Raw genomic sequence first — 19031 nt, 5'->3', positions numbered from 1 at the left:
CTGCTACAGTCTCAAAGAATTCGGTCAAGCCTTCGGTCTGCACTACACAACGGTAAGCCGGTTGGTGCGAACAGTGGAAATTGTTATGAATAAAAGAGCTGCCCACGCAATGCTAAAGCGGGTTTCAGGGGTTTTTTATATGTATGCAGCCGCTGGAGGGGTGGATGGAGATGTTTCAATACATGACCTGACCCCTAGGTTCCGAGCACATGCAGGCCACCCCCTCGAAGCGATGGCTGAGCACGGGGAGTAACGCTAGCAGTCAAGGAATGCGCCCGGGGCGAAAGGGTGGAAACGATAGGGCAACATCAGGTTCGATAGTTTGTCCGGCACTGCCTTTCCAGATAGAGCGTAGCGCGTCAATCTTAGCCACAGTTTGCCATTCTTGAATTGCCCTTCATAACGGGCATAAACGACCTCTATCCATTTCGACCAGGACATCGTTTCGCTTAGCGCGAAGGTTATCAACTCGCCGTCGGTACGAAAGTCGCCTTTGGTATCCGCATAGGGTGGCGATGTAGCGTCGGGGTCGAATGAAATGCGCCAGCCCTGGTGATTGAAGTCAGTAGTTGCAACCACCGAGCCATCTGGGAAGAACCGGAGGTAATGCCGGTAATCGAGGGTTCTGGTCGATCCAGGCAATCTTCCCGACTTGTACAGCCCGAAGAAGGCAATTCTGTCGGTATCGATTCCACCGGAGGTCTTGCAATGAGAAGGTGCCGGGCTATACGCGCTTACCCGGCTGCGGCGACTTGCGCGCAAGTCAGCGACGTAGCGCCCAATGGCCGGATGATTCCACTGCATTCCAATGAAATCATCCGGCAACTGCACGATGTCAAAACCACGTCGCAGAGGGAGATGGTAATTATTAAGCCTCGCACCTTTCGAGGAGATACCCGTCATTCCGAGTCGTTCCATCATGCCATTTGTGGATGACACGATCAAGACATCGTCGTCTTGCACGGAATGGTGCGTGCCGCGGAAGAAGCCGATGGAAGACACCCTATCACCGACTACTTTCCAATCTTCGTAGCAGCGATTCAGTAAAGCGTGGTGGGTGGCGGTCTTCTCCCACTGCTCTGCTGGCGTGAACAGAGTTTTTCTAGTAGTCATAGGTTACTTGCCTCGGACGGGTCCAAATATCACACAAACGGTCAAGGGACGAAAATATTCATCCCCCAACCACCGCGCCATTATGAAATGTCGCAAACACCAACCGGCATCTTATTCATTGCCGTTACCGGTTTTTTCTGCAACACCCCCCCATTTGGGTGAGTGGCCACCTCACCCCGCCAAGATATGCGCCCGCACACCCCGGCGCGGTGCCGGCCCGACCGGCGGCGCGTAGCCCAGGCGCGCCCACATTTGCACCGTGAACTGCGGCGGCGGCGTGTTCAGCAGGCGGTGGATGGCGGCGTAGGGCTCGGCTTGCTCGGGGTACTCTTGCAGCGCTTGTTGCAGGGGGTGCATGGACAAGCCCTGCGCCGTGGCGGCCAATTGGGCGCGGGCGTAGGCGCGGCCTGCTTGCAACTGGGTTACACGGTCGTTGCCTTGGCTCACCATATAAAAGAATGCGGGCGTGGTGGCCAGTTTTTCATTGAAGTCTTTGATTTGCCCGGCCACCGCCGAATCGCCGGGGGCGGGGGCTTGGCTGCGGTCAAACAGGCCGAGCGCGGTCAGGGCACGCACCATGGGCGTGTTGATGGAAATGCCGTCGCGGTGTTGGGCAATTTCTTGCGGCCCAATGCGCAGCACCTTGTACGACTCCAGCACCGTGCGCGGTGTCTCCATTTCAATGCGCCACGCGTCCATGGCAATGCGGCGGTGTTGTTGCAGGGCGTCGGGCTGGGCGCCGCCCACAAAGCCCAGGCGCAGGCCCGGCGCGGTGGCGCTTTGCGCGATGGTTTGCAGCGCATCGGCGGCGGGTTCGCGGGGCTCGTAGGCCTCGCGGTTGGTGTGGCGCCGGAAAATTTGCGCAAACAGCGGGTCGGGCTGCACCGTGGCGTCGGGCACCAGGCGCACGCGGGCGGTGGGCCGCTGGTCCAGCGTGGTCGGGCCGAACGCGCCTTCGGGGAACAGTTGCATGTCGGCGCGAAGGCCTTGTTGCCGGGCGGCCAAGTCCAGCAGCTCCAAGAACGTGCCTTGGCTCATCACCATCTGGCGCGACAGCGGGTCGGTTTCGGGCAGCAGCCGCTTCAGGTCCACGAACAGCGTGATCTGGTCGGGCACGGACAGATTGACCAGCCACGATTGCAGGTTGTGCGAATGGGGCGCCAAGATGGCGTGGGCCAGCAGCCAGTGGCGCAGGTCTTGGCCGGGCTCGGGCGGGGTCCAGGCTTGCAGGGCTTCGGGCGGTAAGGCGCTGCTGCAAGCCGCCAAACCGGCGCTGGCTGCCAGCACCACACCACCGCCCGCGAGGCGGATGAATTGTCTTCTTTGCATCTCAAGTCCTTTGTGCAGTTCAACCCCCCAAGGGGTTTGAAGGTCATTGTGGGATGGCGCTGCATTGAACACAATGGCATGAAAACGGGTAGCAGGTATTCAAAAATGAATGGTCCGCAATTCAACTGGCAACTGATTCCGGCCTTTTTGGCGGCGTATGAACACGGCAGCCTGATGGCCGCAGCGCGCCAACTGGGCAGCAGCCAACCCACCATGGGGCGGCACATTGCCGAGCTGGAGGCGCAGTTGGGCACGGTGCTGTTTGAGCGCACGGGGCGCGGTTTGGCGCCCACCGCCGCCGGGCAGCGCCTGGCCGAAGCGGCCCGCGCCATGGAGACCGGTGCCCACGCCCTGCTGCGCAGCGTGAGCGACACCCGCACCGCGCTGCGCGGCACGGTGCGCCTGAGCGCCAGCCAGCCGGTGGCTTGTGTGCTGTTGCCGCCGATTTTGGCGCGCATGCGGCGGCTGTTGCCCGAGATTGCGGTGGAGCTGGTGGCCAGCAACGCGGTGAGCAACCTGCTGCGGCGCGAGGCCGATATTGCGGTGCGCATGGTGCGCCCCGAGCAAGGCGCGCTGGTGGCGCAGCGGGTGGGCAGCGTGGGCATTGGGGTTTGCGCGCACCGCGACTACCTGCGACGGCGCGGCACGCCCGCCCAGCCTGCGGACTTGTTGCAGCACGATTTGGTGGGCAACGACCGCCACGACGACATTGCCAAAGGCTTTGCGGCCATGGGCCACAGCGTGCCGAACGAGCGCTTTGTGCTGCGCACCGACGACCTGATGGCCTATTGGGCCGCTGTGCGCGCCGGTATGGGCATTGGTTTTGTGGCCGATTACCTGAGCCGCCAAGACCCCGACGTGTTGCCGCTGCTGCCGCAGTTGCGCATTCCGCCGCTGCCGGTGTGGCTGGTGGTGCACAGCGAAATTCGGGGCAACGCGCCGATCCGCGCGGTCTACGATGTGCTGGCCGCCGAACTACCGCCTTTGCTGTGAACACGCATGACCGAACCTTTCAAAAACCTCATCAATGCCCACACCGTGCACCATGCGGGCCTGCACCTGCACCGCGTGTGGCCCGCGTTGGACCGCCAGCGCTTTGAACAACACGCCGCGCAGGGGCTGGACGCGCTCGAATTCAAAGCCCGCGCCATGCAACTGGCCGACGCGCTGCAAGCCACCCTGCCCGCCGACTTTGCCCAAGCCGCCGACGTGATAGAAGCCAGCTTGGCCGATCCCTTGGGCTTGGATGCCGCCGGTGAACCCGTGGGGCTGAGCGCCGCACAGAGCCAGGCCGGGCTCTCAGGCTGGGTGGTGTGGTCGCTGGGTGAATACGTGGCACGCCAGGGCATGGCCGATGTGCCGCGTGCGCTGGCCTGCCTGCACGCGCTGACCCAGCGTTTTTCGGCCGAATTCGCCATCCGCCCGTTCATCCAGCAACACCCCGATCTGACGCTTGCGGTGTTGAAGCGCTGGGTACACGACCCCAGCGCCCATGTGCGACGGTTGGTCAGCGAAGGTTCGCGCCCGCGCCTGCCTTGGGGTTTGCGGCTGCACGCGCTGGTGGCCAACCCAGCGCCCACCCTGCCGCTGCTGCGCGCGCTGCAAGACGACCCCAGCGCCTACGTGCGCCGCAGCGTGGCCAACCACCTGAACGACATCGCCAAAGACCACCCCGACCTGGTGGCCCAGTGGGTGCGCGAACACCAGCAAGCCGCCAACACCCAACGCACCGCCCTGCTGCGCCACGCCAGCCGCAGCCTCATCAAACAAGGCCACGCGCCCACCCTGCAAGCCTGGGGCCTGGGGCTGGGTTTGCAGGGCGAGGCCACGCTGAGTCTGTCCACCGACCACGCCAGTGTGGGCGAAGACGTGGGGCTTCACGTGACGCTGCGCTCCACCGCGCCACAGCCCCAGCCGCTGGTGGTGGACTACGCGGTGCACCACGTGCGCGCCAACGGCAGCACCAGCGCCAAGGTGTTCAAGGGCTGGAAGCTCATGCTGGAGCCCCACGCCGGGCGCACCCTGGACAAACGCCACAGCCTGCGCCCGGTCACCACGCGCCAGCTCTACCCCGGCCTGCACCAGATCGACCTGCGCATCAACGGCCAGACCTGCGCCAGCGCCCGCTTTGAACTGCTGGCCTGAGCCTATCGAAGCCCCCACCTGGATTGGCAGGACTTCCGCCAAGTCGCCATGGCGTTGTTGCTACGCCATGCCGCCAGGTTTGCGAGCAATCAACACACTTGGTGAAAACAGCAAAAATGCAACCCATGCCCATCGACGCCACCGCATCCCCACACACCCGCCGCAGCCTGCTGCTGTGGCCCGCCGCACTGGCCTTGCTGAGCGCGTGCCGCCAGGCAACCACAGGCGTTCGGGTGGCACCGGGGCAAACCGTGCTGGCGTTTGGCGACAGCGTGACCCACGGCACCGGTGCCGGCCCGGGGGAAGACTGGCCCAGCTTGCTGGCCGCGAAAACCGGCTGGCAGATCGTCAACGCCGGGGTGCCCGGCGACACGGCACAAGCGGCGCGCTCGCGACTGGCGCCCTTGCTGCGGGCGCACCGGCCCGCGCTGGTCATTGTGGAACTGGGTGGCAACGACTTTTTGCGCCGCCGCGCCCACGAAGCCGTTCAGGAAGACCTGCGCGCCATGCTGCAAGCCGCGCGCGCAGCGGGAGCGCAGGCGGTGCTGGTGAGCGTGCCCGAGCTGTCACTGCTCGGGGCGTTGAGCCGTCGGCTGAGCGATGCGGACTTGTACGCCGACCTGGCGCGGGAAGAAAAAGTGCCCCTGGTGCCTGACGTGTTCTCCGACGTGCTGTCCAACCCCGCCTGGCGGGCCGACCATGTACACCCCAACGCAGCGGGCTACCGCGAGATGGCAACGCGGCTGCACGCGGCTTTGGTTGAGCAGGGCATTGCGGCGCCCTGAGGGGTGGCTGAGCCGCTCACCGCATCAACCCCGCCACCCGCTCGCGCAGCCCGTCGGGCGTGGCGTCCTCGGCCATCACGGGTGCACCCACGTTCAGCCCCACGCGGTTGAACAGACCCCGACGGAAGGGTTTCACCATGGCGGTGGGTTCGCCCTGAGCGCGTTCGATGCGGCTGAAATACGAGCCCCACAGGTGGTTCAGCGCCATGGGAATGACGGGAACGTGCAGGCCCTCGGCGTTGGCGCGGACGAGTATTTTGGCGATGCCGCCTTTGAAGGGCTGCAGCGTGCCGTCGCGGGTGATGCCGCCTTCGGGAAAGATACCCAACAAATCGCCCTCACGCAGCACCGCCGCAGCGGCGCTGAAGGCGGCTTCGTAAGCGGCGGGGTCTTCTTTTTGCGGCGCAATGGGAATGGCTTTGGCCAGCTTGAACAGCCAGCCCAGCACCGGCACCTGGAAGATGCGGTGGTCCATCAGAAACCGGATGGGCCGGGGGCTGGCGGCCATGAGCAGCACCGCGTCCACATAGCTCACATGGTTGCAGGCCAGAATGGCCGCGCCCCGGGTGGGGATGTGTGCGTCGCCGCTCACCTGGAAGCGGTAGACGAAGCGCGAGGCCACCCAGGCCACGAAGCGCAGCAGGTATTCGGGCACCAGCATGAAGATGTAGAACGCGACCACGGCGTTGGCCAGACCGACGAACAAAAACATCTGCGGAATGGTGAAACCGGCCTGCAGCAAAGCCCCGGCGATGACGGCACTGGCGATCATGAACAGCGCGTTGAGGATGTTGTTGGCGGCGATGATGCGCGCGCGGTGCGTGGGCTGGCTGCGCATTTGGATCAGCGCGTACATGGGCACGCTGTAGAGCCCGGCAAACAGGCTGAGCAGGGCCAGATCGGCGAGCACGCGCCAGTGCGCCGCGTCGGCCATGAAGGCGCCCAGGCCCAGGCCGCTGGCGGGCGGCAGGCCCCGGGTGGCGAAGTACAGGTCGACCGAGAACACGGTCATGCCGATGGCGCCCAGCGGCACCAGGCCAATTTCGACATGGCGGCGGCTGAGCACTTCGCACAACAACGAGCCGGTGCCGATGCCGATGGAGAACACCACCAGCAACAGCGAGGCCACCTGCTCGTCACCGTGCAGCACGTCTTTGGCAAAGGCGGGAAACAGGCTGAGGAACACGGCGCCAAAGAACCACATCCAGCTGATGCCGAGCACCGACCGGAACACCACCGGCGTTTGGCGGGCCAGTTGCAGGTTGCGCCAGGTTTCGGTGAACGGGTTCCAGTTGATGGACAGGCCCGGGTCCATGGCGGGCGAGGCGGGTATGTGGTGCGACGCGACACGGCCCAGAATGGCCAGACCGACGCAGGTGAAGCCGACGTGGTGCGCGCCGATTTCGGGCACAGCGATGATGAGCCCACCGGCCAGATTGCCCAGCAAAATGGCCACAAAGGTGCCCATTTCGACCACGCCATTGCCACCGGTGAGCTCGCGCTCGCTCAGGTGCTGCGGCAGGTAGGCGAACTTGACCGGCCCGAACACCGTGGACTGCAGGCCCATGAGAAAAATGCAGGCCAGCAAGACCGGGATGTTCTGCACAAAAAAGCCCCAGGCGGCGATGGCCATGATGCCCATCTCGGCGCGCTTGAGCCAAATCATCATCTGGCGCCGCTCCAGCTTGTCGGCCAGTTGCCCGCTGGTGGCGGAAAACAACAGAAAGGGCAGGATGAACAGCGCGCCGATCACCAGCCCGGCCAATTCAGCCGGCAGCCACTGCACCTGCAGTTGGTAGGTCACCAGCACGGTGAAGGCGAACTTGAACAAGTTGTCGTTCGCCGCACCCAAAAACTGCGTCCAGAAAAACGGCGCAAAGCGGCGCTGGCGCAGCAGGGCGAACTGGCCGCCGCCGTGGCTTTGCGCGTGCACGGCCGGCGGTGGGTCCAGCGGACGGCGGGGCGGCTCAATCCAGGTGGCGGGTGCGTTCATGGAAGACTCCTTCGAGGGTAGGCTGCTGCATTCTGCCGCAAGGGTGGGCCGCGTTGTGGCGCGACGGGCTGGTGGGCAGTGTCGGGCGTCGGACCGGTTCACCGGCGCCTGAAAACGGTACAGTTCAGCGCATTGAACCCACAGGTATCGGTATTCGGTACGACCCCCCATGAGCACCACCCTTGACCTGGTTGCGGCCCTGAAGCAAGAACTGAAAGCGGCGCACATGACCTACGCCGACCTGGCGCAGGCCCTGGGCATGGCGGAATCGAGCATCAAGCGCATGCTGTCCAAGGGCGACATGTCGCTATCCAGGGTGGACGAGATATGCCGTGCGCTGAAAATCGACTTTGCCGAACTGGCAAGGCGTGTGGCCGATGCGCAGCCGCTGCTGCGAGAAATGACCGCCGAACAAGAGCGCGCGGTGGTGGCCGACAAAAAGCTGCTGCTGGTGGCCATTTGCGTGCTGAGCCAGTGGACGCTGGAGCAGATGACCACCAGCTACCGGCTCAGCGAGGCCGAATGCGTGAAGTACCTGGTGCAGCTCGACCGGATTGGCATCATTGAGCTGCGGGCGCTGAACCGCTACCGCCTGAAGCTGGCCAAAACCTTCCGCTGGCGCCCGCACGGCCCGGTGATGAACTACTTTCGCGACCACGCGTTGCTGGACTACTTTGCCGGTGGCTTTGACGGCACGGGCGAGGGCCTGATGCTGGTGCACGGCTCGGTGAGCCGCACGCTGGCGCCGCTGTTCATGGAGCGGCTGCAGCGCGTGGCGCAAGACTTTGCCCAACAACACCAGACCGACCAGAAACTGGCGGGCAAAGACCGCGAGGGCTACACCCTGGTGCTGGCCATGCGAAGCTGGGAATTTGAGGCGTTTGGCGCGCTGCGCCGTTGAACCGCTGCGCCGCCGCCATGCCGCCGGGCCCAAGACTGGCATGATGTCGGGTTGGCCCAAGCCATGGGCCTTTTTATTTTCCTGCTCTGCACCTTGTCATGAACGCCTCCACGCCCGCCACGCCCGACAACGCCACCCCGGCCCCCGCTGAAACCCGCGCGGCACCACCCGCCCGCGGCCAGCGCCCCAACCGAGGCCGCCGCCCACAGCGCCCCGCCACCGAGCGCCCCGCCGGGCCAGCGCCTGCGCGCCAGCACCCGGTGCTGGACCAACTGGCCGAGTTGGTGCCCGTGCTGTTTGGTGAGACGCTGCTGCCGCTCAAACGCGGCATTTTTGAAGACCTGCTGGCGGCTTACCCCGAGGTGCTGGAGAAAGACAGCCTGAAGGCCGCGCTGGGCTTGCACGCGCGCTCCACGCGCTACCTGACGGTGGTGGCCTCGGGCCTGCAACGGCACGACCTGAGCGGCCAGCCGGTGGAAGACCTGACGCCCGAGCAAGTGCACCACGCACTGATCGAGGTGTTTCGCCGCCGGGGTGCGCGCAGCCGCGAAGACCTGCGCCCCAAGCTGCGCCAGCGCATCCTGCAGGCCTTTGAGGCTTCGGGCCTGCCGCGCGACGAGTACGCCCAGCGCGTGCACGGCCGCGACGAAGAAGTGAACCAGCTCACCCACGACGCGCTGACCGAAGCCGCCAGCCGCGCCGCGCGCGAAGAGGCGCTGCTGCGCGCCTTCGACGCCAGCGGCAAAACCGTGGAAGCGTTTGCCGACATGTACGGCATGCACGTGCTGGACGCCAACCGCACGCTGGAGCGCGCCCGCGCGCGGGTCGCCCGCCAAGCGGCGGTGGCGGCCTCCAACACCGCCACCCTGGCCAGCCCCCCGGCAGACGCTGCGCCCGACACCCCAGCGCCGGCACCCGACTGACACGCAGCCCGCAGCGCTCGCGGGCGCTGCCGCTCAGAGGTTGGCGGGTTGCGTGTTGGCGATGGACCCGATGGCCCGCTGCACATCGGGTGCTGCGCTCACCAACGACAGGCGGCGGTCCTGGATGAGCTTGATGCAGCTGCGGCGGCTCATGGAATGTGTGCGGCCACCGGCACTGTGGAACAGGAACAAGGTGAGCGTGGTATTGGACCAGACCAGCTGCGCGCGCAACCAGGCTCCCTGAGACAGCAGATCGACCCAGGCACCCAGCGTCAGGCCTGCCAGCACCGCCTCCACCGCCGCATCGTTCAATTCGGACACAGCCGACACCTCGGCCGTCGGTAGCGGTCGCAGCGCACCCAGCTCGGAAAAGTCGGTCGGCCGAGCCTCTTCCACGCCCACGGACACCAGCTCGCTGCGGTCGAGCCAGGGTTCCTCGGGTCGGTACACCGATCGCTTCGGCGCGGTGGGCTCGGGCTCGACAGCAACCGCTGTCACGGGCAGTGTGTCCGGCGCCGGCTGAGGCTCAGTCCCCTGGACGGGCCCGGTTTCCTGTGAGGAAGCCTCCTCGGCAGGGTTCGGCTGCGTGGGCGGCTGGCACAACGTTTCCAAAGCGGCCAAACGTTCCTGCATGAGGCCCTCGGGCCTGCCGATGGCGGCCAGTCCGCGGCGCAGCGTCAGCATCAACTCAGGCAGCGCGGCGCGCACCGAGTCGGCGTCGTGCGCCAGGACGGCCGGTTGAACGCACCACAGCAGAGACGCCACAGCGCGCTCGCAGGTCTGCGCATCCGGCCCGTCGTCTGGCGGCGACACACGCAGCCCAGCCAGCACCGTCGACCATTCGTCGCGCAGAAAAGACACCACCGCCTCCGGTGCGTGGGCCATTTCGGGCAACTGTGACCACGCCTGAGCGATCTGTTGGGCCATGGCCTGGCGTTGCTCAGCCAGGCGCAGCGCTTGCAGGCGCTGCGCCTGCTGCGCTTGAAGGGCTTGATCGCTGGCATCCCACGTGGCCACCAACCGCTCCAGCACGCGCAAAAAGTCGGGGCTGTGTGCCTCGGGCAACGCATGGAGTTCCAAAAAGGCCTGCAGCACCGACCGATAGAAATCCACAAACGCCGGTGTCGATGCGTCGTTGTGTTCCACCGCACGGTGCAGCACACCGTCCAGCAAGCGCCGGGCCGGGTGGCTGGGTTGCGTGATGAAGCGCGGCTCGTCCCGCGCCAGCCGCAACAAGGTGGGCTCCAAGGCCACCAGAGCCTCACCCACCGGCCGCAACAACAGCGGGTGGGCCGCCAGGCGCCCCACCAGGGCCCGCACCACGTCAAGCGCCACCACCTGTTCGAAGGTGTCGGCGCTGGCCTTGAGGCTCAGCAGGCGAAGGGTACGGGCCGACGGCTGGGACCAGACGCCCCAGGTGTGCTCATCCAGGGAACTGCCCACGCCCACAGGAGCGGCCATGCTGGCGCTGCCCGTGCGGTCGCCCGGCGCCCGCGCCGAAGCCGTCACAGCCTCCATCTGGGCCTGAACCAGCCCGCGAAAACGGCTTGGCAACGGCGCCTTCAGTCCGACATGGGCAGGGTTTAAGAACGCCTTGAGCAGCGCTGGCGTGGGGGCGTGCTCGGGCTGGCACAGCCTGTCCAGAGCGGGCAGAACTGCGTCGTCGTTGGACGCTATCGGCCCAGTCAACGCCGCCACATCGCTGCGCTGGGCCACACCCGACAAGCGGCGGTACAGCCCCTGCAATTCGTCAACCAGTGCGGGCGCGAGGTGTTGCATGCGCCGCTCCAGCGTCGCCAGATCGGGGGACGCTTCGTCCATCAACCGATAGGCCAGAGCCAACCCATGCCGTGGTGCGGCCAAACGCTCAAAACGCCGCGCCACATCGTCCGGTTCGCACCGCCTCACCGATTCGAGGCAACGCCGGTACGACGCGAGGAAGGCGGGGCTTTCAACCAGCCCCAAGGACGCCAGCGGGACGGGCGCCGACACCGACGCCCCATGGTCCTGCATGTCCAACAAAGGGTCCATGTCCTGCGCAGGGGGAAGGGCGTGCCGGGACTGGGGCGGCCAGTCCAGCTCGGCACCCTCAACCACCTCGTCCAGACGCTGAGCGAACGCTTTGCACAGGTCGGCCCGCCGTCGCAACAGATCGCCCCAGACGGCGGTCTTGCGGTCCAGCACCGTCCATTCGCCTGGCGGCCCGCCCTGGGCCTGCAGCGCCGCAACCACCCTGTCCAGGCTGCGTCCAAAGACCGTGGGCACTTGGGCCCTGAATTGATCAAATTGGTCCACCACGTTCATCCTCTGGCGATCCGACGTCGCATGTCTGCACGCCCCAGCGTGCGATAGAGAATCACTTTAAAGGGCGCAGGCCGCCGCCGCACGCCAGCGCCCGACCGCCGGGGGCTGGTGATGACCAACGGAGCCTGCTCACAAGGCGTTACAAATCCAGCACCGCCCACACCGGGGAATCAGGCGGGCATGGTGAACACGGTGAGCACGCCGGTGTAGCCGTACAGCCGGTGGTGCGCAATTTCGCCGCCGGCAAAAAAACCCACCAGAGGCACATCGCCCAGGGCACGGCGCACGGTCTGCAGCTCGGCGCTGGGACTGCCAAAGTGCGGACCGCCCCGTCCGGAGCAGCTCACGTACACCGCCCCGGCCATGCGCCGGGCCGGATGCGGTGCGGCATCGGGCTCGGTGGCAGCCAGGGCTGTGGCCACGGACAGGCTCAACTCCTCAGGCTCCAGTTCTTCGCGCACCTCGGCGCACACCCGTGTGAGGTCGGCGCGAGCGGCCTGCACGTTGCGTTCGCAGAACGCGAGGCGGGTGCCCACGGGCGCCAGGTCGGCAATGGCCACTCCCCGGCGGCCGGGGTCGAGCCCGATCAGGTGGCGCACGATCACCTCCGGGCCAAACTGACCGCGCCGTGCCGCGACCGCGCTCCCTGCCAGATCGCTGGTTGGCAGCGTGAGACCCACCAGGGTGGCGCGCAGACGTGGCATGGCCTGCTCGGGCTGGTCCAGCGAAACACCCAGTTCGCGCAGCAGCACGTCCAGCGCAGGCTCGCCATCGAGCGTGAGCACCAGGTTGCCGTCGGCGTCGGTCACGGTGTGTTCGCGGGCCACAGGCTGGGCGCCCTGGGTCACGCGCGACACAATGCCCACCGCCGGCCCAAACGCCACGCCGCTCAGCCCCCCATGAAACACGCCACTGGCGGCGCCCTGGCCGCGCAGGTTGCCGGCACTGCTGAAAGCAAATTGCACCGTGCTGCGGCGGCTGGCGGCCAGACCACCGAACACGTAGCCGCTGGCGGTTCGATCAGCCACCTCGGCGATCAGCTCGGCCAGTTCGGGTGTGTTGCCGTCGGCATGCACCAGCGCCGTGTGGGCCACAAAACCGTCGGGGCCCGCCACGCGGCCGCTGGCCGACAACGGCGCCACGCCGCTGAACACGCGGTACTGGTCAGGGCTCAGGTCGCACAGCATCACGGCCATGGCAGGTTCGTCGAAATACTCCACGTTGTTGGCGGCCACGCCCACGCCCACGGTGCCAGCCCAATCGGTCACTTCGGGCAATTCGGCGCTCAGGTGCGCCAAGATGGCTTCGGCCTCGTTGGCGTAGTGGTCGGTGATGTAGAGCAGCGCCAACGAAGGTGCTGCGGCATGGTCGGGCAGCGCCATTTGGGCCCGCAGTTGCGCCAGCACCAGCGCGGCGGCCATGCGCCATTGAGGATGGGTGGCGTGGGCGTAAGGAAAGAGTTTCATGGGTTGCAATCGCGCCACGGCCTGCGCTGGTTCCGTTCAGGAGCGTCGGCTGGCCGGTGCCGCCTTTTTGGCGGCGACTTTTTTGGCGACGGGTTTGCTGGCCGACTTGACAACGGGCTTGGCTGCGGTTTTGGCGGCTTTGGATGCCGGTTTGGCGGGTGCTTGCGGTGCTGCAGCCTTGCCCATCGAAAAACCAGGTACCTGGAAAAAAGCGCTCGGCATGCTCCAGTCGCCCGGGGCGGAGGGTTGGGCAGCAGCGCCGGCCTTGGGCGCGGTCGCGGGCTTGCGCGCCGGGGCTTTCCTGGGCGCGGCCTGGGTGGCGGGTTTCTTGGGGGCCTTGCGGGGGGTGGAGCCCGGGGCTGCGGCCCGGACGGCGGCCTTGCCCACGCCAGCGGCCATGCCCACGTTGCGCGCCACCGTGTCGGTGAGGCCACGGGTGACCTGGCCGGCCATGCCGGTGGCGGTTTTCACCGCCTGCTCGGTCAAGCCGCTGGCCACCTCGCGGGTGGTGTCGAGCGCGGTTTGTTTGGCCACATCTTTCAGGGCGTTGGCGGCGATGTGTTGAAACTGCTGCGACAGCGCACCCCACCACTGCATGGGGTCCACCACACCGCCGGTGGACGCTCCAGCAGGCACTTCGCTGGCGGCTTCTTGCGCTGGCGCCTCGGGCTGCGGTGGCGTGGGTGCGGCTGTGCCGTAGGTGCGCGGCGGAATTTCAAGACCGGCAAACGGCGTCGCGTTGGGGGTCGGGTCCGCCGCCGGGGGCTGGCTGGCGCCCGTGAAGCCGGCCAGCGTTTCGGCCGCTTTGACCTTCAGCGCATTGGCCACATCGCCCATGCTGAAGTTCATGTTTTTCAGCGTGGCCAGCGTCATTTTTTGCACCTCCAGCGCCTGGATGGTGGCACCCAGCGCCTTGGCATTCTGGTCGAGCCAGAAATGCACCGCCTTCAGTTCTTCGATGCGTTTTTCCAGGTCTTCCACGTTGTAGGTGGGGGCCACCCAGTTGCCCAGGTTGGGCAACTGCGGAATGCTTTGGCCCAGACCCTGCGCCACCCCACCGGCCGCTTGGCTGGCCAGGTTTTGCAGAAACTCGAAACCCGGCACAAATTTGCCAAACCCACTGCCCGATGTGTCGCTCATGGCTTGTCTCCTGGAGGTTGTTTGAAGGGCATGCCCACGTGTTGAGGGCGCTTATCCAGCGCTGCCGTCGCTGTCCACGCCGTAGCGGGGTGCCCGGCGTTCCCGCAAGGATGCCACACCTTCGCGCACATCGGGGCCGGCAAAACCCATGAATTCCAGCGCCAGCGAGGTGTCAAACGCCGGGCCGGCCTGGCGCAGCCAGTTGTTGAGCGAATACTTGGTCCAGCGGATCGCGGTCTGGCTGCCGCTGGCCAGGCGGTCGGCCACTTCAAAGGCTTTGTCGATCAGGGCGTCGTCGTCCACCGCCAGCGAGACGAGGCCGATGCGCTCGGCCTCTTCGCCGCTGATGGGGTCGCACAGCATGAGGTAGTACTTGGCCTTGGCCAGGCCGCACAGCAGCGGCCAGACGATGGCGGCGTGGTCGCCCGCCGCCACGCCCAGGCGGGTGTGGCCATCGACAATTTTGGCGCTCCTGGCGGCAATCGAAATGTCGGCCAGCAAGCCCGCCACCAACCCGGCACCCACGGCGGGGCCGTGCATGGCGCTGACGATGGGTTTGTCGCAGTTGATCACGTTGTAGACCAGGTCGCGTGCTTCTTTCCACACCCGGGTGCGCACCTCAAAGTCGGTGGCCATGTCCTGCACCAGCGCCAGGTCGCCGCCGCCCGAAAAGCCCAGGCCGCTGCCGCGCAGCACCGCGCAACGCACGCTGTCGTCGCGGCCCACGTCGCGCCAGATCTCGCTCAGCTCCCAGTGCCCTTCGTGGCCAGCGGTGGGCAGTTTGCCGTTGCCGCCGGGGCCGTCGGCGCGCATCTGGATGTCGAGCACCGACGGGATGCCGCCCACCAAGGGGCCGCGGCGGGTGATGGCAAGGGTCTGGTAGCGGCTGTAGTCCACGGTCTGCATGGGGTCTCCTGTCGGGGATTGAATGGGCAAGGAAATGGGAACGCAAGCGGAAACGGGTCCTGCCATACCGGGCCGGGCTGGCTCAGCGGCGCAGGCCGTCGGGCTTTGATTTTCGTCTCAATCGGATGCGGTTCTGGAAGCGAAGGTGTTGGGGCTTTCCCGGCGCTGGAGGCATCGCTTGACGTGCGTCAAGACGCCGGGCAACGGGTAAGAAGAACATACTGCTGAGGCTTGCAGACATTTGCTGCCAGCGGTTCGACACACAAGGAAGAGACCATGAGCCAGACCATTTCAGACAGCTTTGCCACCCAGTTGCAGCACATGCGCGCAGCCACGCTGTCGCAGTTGCACGCCCAGCGCGGTGGCACGGTGGGCCGCGCCGAGGCGGCCGCGAATTTGCGCGCGACCGAAAGCGACGACTGGGCGCAAGCCGATTCCGAGCGCGACCTGGCTTTTGCACTGGACGAGCGCGAGTCGGCCGAGTTGCTGGCCATTGACGCAGCCCTCCAGCGCATTGCCGACGGCAGCTACGGCCTGTGCATGGACTGCGGCGTGGGCATCGCCACCGCGCGCCTGCACGCCAACCCCACGGCCATGCGTTGCGTGGACTGCCAGAGCAAGCTGGAACTGGCACAGGGCGGTACCCGCCCGGCCACGATGTGATTTTTTAACCCACTGGAGATTTTTTTGACCACTTTTCATGCCGTCGTCTGGATCGACCACAGCGAAGCCCACGTGCTGATGTTTGACCGCGAACACGTGGAGGCCCAACGCATCAAAGCCCGCAGCCACCACACCCCCAAGCACGGCCATGTGGGCGCCGACAAAGACTTTTTCAGCCAGGTTGCGCAGGCGCTGGAGGGCGTGAGCGAGATTTTGCTGACCGGTCCGGCCAGCGCCAAAATCGAGTTCCGCGATTTCTGCCAGCACAACGTGCACGCGGTAGACAAGTGCATCGTCGATGTGATCAGCAGCGACCACCCCACCGATGCGCAGGTGGTCGCCATGGCACGCCAGTATTTCTTGAAGTACGACCAGACCGCTGCCGATCCTTCACAGCGCTAAGCGCCTGAGCGCTCTCTGCGCCCCACCTGGGCGCTGCACCGCCCACCTGGGTTTCCCGGGTGGGCGGTGGTGTTTGGGGCTGGCGCGCTTTGATATGCTGCGCGCATGAACCCCACCCTTCCCGCTTCACTGCCCGCCCGCAGCCTGTTTCACCTGGCCTTTCACGTGACCAACCTGGACGAGGCGCGCCGCTTTTACGGCGGTGTGCTGGGTTGCCCCGAAGGGCGCAGCACCGACACCTGGGTGGACTTCGACTTCTTCAGCCACCAGATTTCGCTGCACCTGGGCGAGCCGTTCAAGACCACCCGCACGGGCCGGGTGGGCGATCACCTGGTGCCCATGCCGCACTTCGGACTGGTGATGCTGCTGCCGCAATGGCAGGCGCTGGCCGAGCGTTTGCAAGCCGCCGGGGTGGCGTTTGTGCTGCCGCCACAGCGGCGTTTTGCGGGGCAGCCGGGCGAACAGTGGACGATGTTCTTTTACGACCCGTTTGGCAACCCGATTGAGATCAAGGGCTTTGCCTCGCTCAATGACATCTACGCCAGCTGACCGGACGCCCAGCCGGGGCCGTCACCCCCCAGTGGCAATTTTCTGCCCGGCAGCGCGCCATTCCGGAAAACCGCCGCGAAACCAGTGCACCTTGGTGAACCCCGCCTTCAGCGCGGCTTGGCTGGCTTTGTAGCTTTTCCAGCATTCGGCGCCGTTGCAGGCGAAGATCAATTCAACGCCCCGATCGGTCCCCAATTGCGCGGTGTCGAACTGGTCCAGAGTGGCCTCGTAGTCGGCGTCTTTGGCGCTTTTTTCCACATACGGCACCAGCTTGGCGCCGGGCACGTGACCGGCCTTGAATTCGGCGTCGGTGCGGGTATCGATGTAGCGCGCGCCGCGCTGCAGCATCTGCGCCACCGCCGCCGCATCCACCACCTGCGCGCCGCCCAGGCTGCGCGGCGTGAAGTAGCCCAGAGTCGACACGTAATTGAAATCGTCGCCCTTGAGCGCCACCGCATTCGACCCGTCGTTCAACACAGCACTGGCCACCAAGGACTCGATCAGGGCGGCGCGAAAGGCGTCGGCGTTGACCTTGCTGTCCTCGCGCACGGCCACGCTCAAACCGGGTGCGGTGTGGGTTTCCATGATCACACGCAGCTTTTCACCGGCGGCCACCCAGCGGTCAAACACTGCCCGCTCCACCGCCACCACATCGCAGCGGCGCAGCTGCAGGCAGGGCAACAGGGCATCCTGGTAGCGGGTCTGAAACAAGGGACCAAAATGGCGTTTGATGGTGGTGTTGAGGGCGTTGATCTCACCCCGCAGCAGGTACGTCACCACGCTGTCCTGCATGGGCAGACCCAGCCGCTTGCCTTGGGCCTGGGCCAGGCTGGTGATCGCGCCTTCGGCAGGGGCCACCAGCACCGCTTGCACCGAGCGGTCCAGGCCGAGCACAGGGACGTAACCGTAACGCACCGCACTGCCCACCACATGGGCCGGGGCCACGTACACCTCGTGGATACGGGAGCGCGTGGTCTGCAGATCGGCGGTGGCGTCGGTGGACAACACGGCGGCCGGGGTGCTGCCTGGCGCGGCCTTGCGCAGCGCCTGCTCCACCGCACCTTTCCAAACGTTGTACACCGCAAAACGGGATTGCTCCCCCTGGTCACCGGGGTTGATGAGCACCCGGGTCTGGGCTTGCGCCGCCCAGGAGGTCCCCAGCAAGGCCAGCAGCACCAGACGCCGGGTGAAAAGCTTCGCAGAAAAATGCAGGTTTTTCATAAGGCAATGAAAGCGTTTAAATATAAGAAAATACTTATTTTAAGAACACCTGCGGTTGCGCGGCACCTGTTGCCGTTCGTCACCGTTCGACGGTTGTCCATCCGTCCACCGCCCCAGCGCAGGGCGGGGTCGGCGGACATGGGCATCTACCTGCCCCCCTCAGCCGCTCAAGCCTCCAGCGGCGCAATGGTCTGGTCAATGGCGCCGAAGATGCTCTGGCCGTCTTTGCCCTTCATTTCAATGCGGATGGTGTCGCCAAACTTCATGTAAGCGGTGGACGGCTGACCGTCCAGGATGGTTTCAATGGCGCGCTTTTCGGCAATGCAGCTGTAGCCCTTGGGCCAGTCTTTGCGGTCATCCACTTCAACCGCCTTGTTGCTCACCGTGCCGCTGCCCACGATGGAGCCGGCGCGCACGTTGCGCGTCTTGGAGATGTGGGCAATGAGCTGTCCGAAATGGAAGGTCATTTCAGGACCGGCTTCGCACATGCCCACTTTGCGGCCGTTCCAGGTGCTTTGCAGCGTCAGGTGCACGCGCCCACCCTGCCAGGCATCGCCCAATTCGTCGGGCGTGACCGCCACCGGGCTGAAGGCACTGGCTGGCTTGCTCTGAAAAAAGCCAAAGCCCTTGGCCAGTTCGGCCGGAATCAGGTTGCGCAGCGACACGTCGTTCACCAGCATCAGCAAGCGAATGCCGTCCAGCGCCTGCGCGGGCGTGGCACCCATGGGCACATCGCCGGTCACCACGGCGATTTCGGCCTCGAAGTCGATGCCGAAGTCTTCGCTGGGCACCACCACGTCGTCGCAGGGGCCGATGAAGTCGTCGCTGCCGCCCTGGTACATCAGAGGGTCTGAATAGAACGACGCGGGTACCTCGCTGTGGCGCGCCGCCCGCACCAGCTCCACGTGGTTGATGTAGGCCGAGCCATCGGCCCACTGGTAAGCGCGCGGCAGCGGTGCCATGCACAGGGCCGGGTCAAACGGGAACGCATGGCGCGCCTTGCCCTGGTTGAGCGTCACGTACAGGTCGTGCAACTGCGGGCTGATGAAGTTCCAGTCGTCCAGCGCCTGCTGGAGCTTGTGGGCGATGCCGGTCGCATAATGCGCGGTCGAAAGGTCGCGGGAAACCACCACCAGTTGTCCGTCGCGCGAGCCGTCTTTGTAAGTGGCGAGTTTCATGCATGTCTCCTGC

The 19031-nt window shown here is 65.8% G+C and carries 17 protein-coding genes; 8 read left to right on the top strand and 9 right to left on the bottom strand.

Annotation, left to right across the window (positions count from 1 at the left end; genetic code table 11):
- Positions 1-255: 255 nt before the first annotated feature.
- Positions 256-1113, bottom strand: coding sequence for a hypothetical protein (locus Q7J58_RS22450; protein ID WP_304832282.1), 858 nt, complete (start codon positions 1111-1113; stop codon positions 256-258).
- Between the two features lie 171 nt (positions 1114-1284).
- Complete coding sequence (locus Q7J58_RS22445) at positions 1285-2442, bottom strand: twin-arginine translocation pathway signal protein (protein ID WP_304832280.1); 1158 nt, start codon at positions 2440-2442, stop codon at positions 1285-1287.
- 105 nt (positions 2443-2547) lie between these two features.
- Here Q7J58_RS22445 and Q7J58_RS22440 point away from each other — a divergent pair, with 105 nt between their 5' ends.
- The 3 genes from Q7J58_RS22440 (at position 2548) to Q7J58_RS22430 (ending at position 5372) form a co-directional block, all read left to right on the top strand.
- Positions 2548-3435 (top strand): LysR family transcriptional regulator, encoded by an 888-nt coding sequence (locus Q7J58_RS22440; RefSeq protein ID WP_304832278.1) that lies wholly within the window; start codon positions 2548-2550, stop codon positions 3433-3435.
- 6 nt (positions 3436-3441) lie between these two features.
- The gene (locus tag Q7J58_RS22435; RefSeq protein ID WP_304832276.1) at positions 3442-4587 is read left to right on the top strand and encodes a DNA alkylation repair protein; all 1146 of its coding nucleotides are present in this window, start codon (positions 3442-3444) and stop codon (positions 4585-4587) included.
- 116 nt (positions 4588-4703) lie between these two features.
- Positions 4704-5372, top strand: coding sequence for a GDSL-type esterase/lipase family protein (locus Q7J58_RS22430; protein WP_304832274.1), 669 nt, complete (start codon positions 4704-4706; stop codon positions 5370-5372).
- Positions 5373-5388: 16 nt separating this feature from the next.
- Here Q7J58_RS22430 and Q7J58_RS22425 read toward each other — a convergent pair whose 3' ends face one another.
- On the bottom strand, positions 5389-7365 hold the full coding sequence (locus tag Q7J58_RS22425) for an MFS transporter (RefSeq protein WP_304832272.1): 1977 nt from the start codon (positions 7363-7365) through the stop codon (positions 5389-5391).
- 169 nt (positions 7366-7534) lie between these two features.
- On the opposite strand from Q7J58_RS22425, the gene Q7J58_RS22420 reads away from it, so the two are divergent.
- On the top strand, positions 7535-8266 hold the full coding sequence (locus Q7J58_RS22420) for a helix-turn-helix transcriptional regulator (RefSeq protein WP_304832270.1): 732 nt from the start codon (positions 7535-7537) through the stop codon (positions 8264-8266).
- A 98-nt stretch (positions 8267-8364) separates the two neighbouring features.
- Positions 8365-9189, top strand: coding sequence for a ProQ/FINO family protein (locus Q7J58_RS22415; protein ID WP_304832268.1), 825 nt, complete (start codon positions 8365-8367; stop codon positions 9187-9189).
- Between the two features lie 33 nt (positions 9190-9222).
- Here Q7J58_RS22415 and Q7J58_RS22410 read toward each other — a convergent pair whose 3' ends face one another.
- The 4 genes from Q7J58_RS22410 to Q7J58_RS22395 all read right to left on the bottom strand — a co-directional run bounded on the left by Q7J58_RS22410 (position 9223) and on the right by Q7J58_RS22395 (position 14996).
- On the bottom strand, positions 9223-11484 hold the full coding sequence (locus tag Q7J58_RS22410) for a DUF1631 family protein (RefSeq protein WP_304832266.1): 2262 nt from the start codon (positions 11482-11484) through the stop codon (positions 9223-9225).
- A gap of 179 nt (positions 11485-11663) precedes the next feature.
- Positions 11664-12959 carry an FIST N-terminal domain-containing protein gene (locus Q7J58_RS22405; RefSeq protein ID WP_304832265.1) on the bottom strand — a complete coding sequence of 432 codons (1296 nt, stop codon included), beginning with the start codon at positions 12957-12959 and terminating at the stop codon, positions 11664-11666.
- A 36-nt stretch (positions 12960-12995) separates the two neighbouring features.
- A complete protein-coding gene (locus Q7J58_RS22400) occupies positions 12996-14099 on the bottom strand; it encodes a PhaM family polyhydroxyalkanoate granule multifunctional regulatory protein (protein ID WP_336623521.1) in 1104 nt (367 codons plus the stop codon).
- Between the two features lie 51 nt (positions 14100-14150).
- Positions 14151-14996, bottom strand: coding sequence for an enoyl-CoA hydratase/isomerase family protein (locus Q7J58_RS22395; RefSeq protein ID WP_304832314.1), 846 nt, complete (start codon positions 14994-14996; stop codon positions 14151-14153).
- A 285-nt stretch (positions 14997-15281) separates the two neighbouring features.
- Between Q7J58_RS22395 and Q7J58_RS22390 the strand changes: the two genes are divergently transcribed.
- From Q7J58_RS22390 to Q7J58_RS22380, 3 genes are all read left to right on the top strand, one after another.
- Entirely contained in the window at positions 15282-15668 is a 387-nt protein-coding gene (locus tag Q7J58_RS22390; protein WP_304832263.1) for a TraR/DksA C4-type zinc finger protein, read from the top strand.
- A gap of 24 nt (positions 15669-15692) precedes the next feature.
- Positions 15693-16070 (top strand): hypothetical protein, encoded by a 378-nt coding sequence (locus Q7J58_RS22385; protein ID WP_304832261.1) that lies wholly within the window; start codon positions 15693-15695, stop codon positions 16068-16070.
- A 105-nt stretch (positions 16071-16175) separates the two neighbouring features.
- On the top strand, positions 16176-16619 hold the full coding sequence (locus tag Q7J58_RS22380; protein WP_304832259.1) for a VOC family protein: 444 nt from the start codon (positions 16176-16178) through the stop codon (positions 16617-16619).
- A gap of 21 nt (positions 16620-16640) precedes the next feature.
- On the opposite strand, the gene Q7J58_RS22375 is transcribed toward Q7J58_RS22380, so the two are convergent.
- Positions 16641-17840 (bottom strand): rhodanese-like domain-containing protein, encoded by a 1200-nt coding sequence (locus tag Q7J58_RS22375; protein ID WP_304832257.1) that lies wholly within the window; start codon positions 17838-17840, stop codon positions 16641-16643.
- A gap of 167 nt (positions 17841-18007) precedes the next feature.
- Complete coding sequence (locus tag Q7J58_RS22370; RefSeq protein ID WP_304832255.1) at positions 18008-19018, bottom strand: fumarylacetoacetate hydrolase family protein; 1011 nt, start codon at positions 19016-19018, stop codon at positions 18008-18010.
- Positions 19019-19031 lie beyond the last annotated feature (13 nt).

This window comes from Hydrogenophaga sp. (assembly GCF_030656115.1).
Lineage (GTDB): Bacteria > Pseudomonadota > Gammaproteobacteria > Burkholderiales > Burkholderiaceae_C > Hydrogenophaga.
The sequence above is the reverse complement of the archived record's forward strand: the minus strand, read 5'-3'. Positions and strand labels throughout refer to the sequence as shown.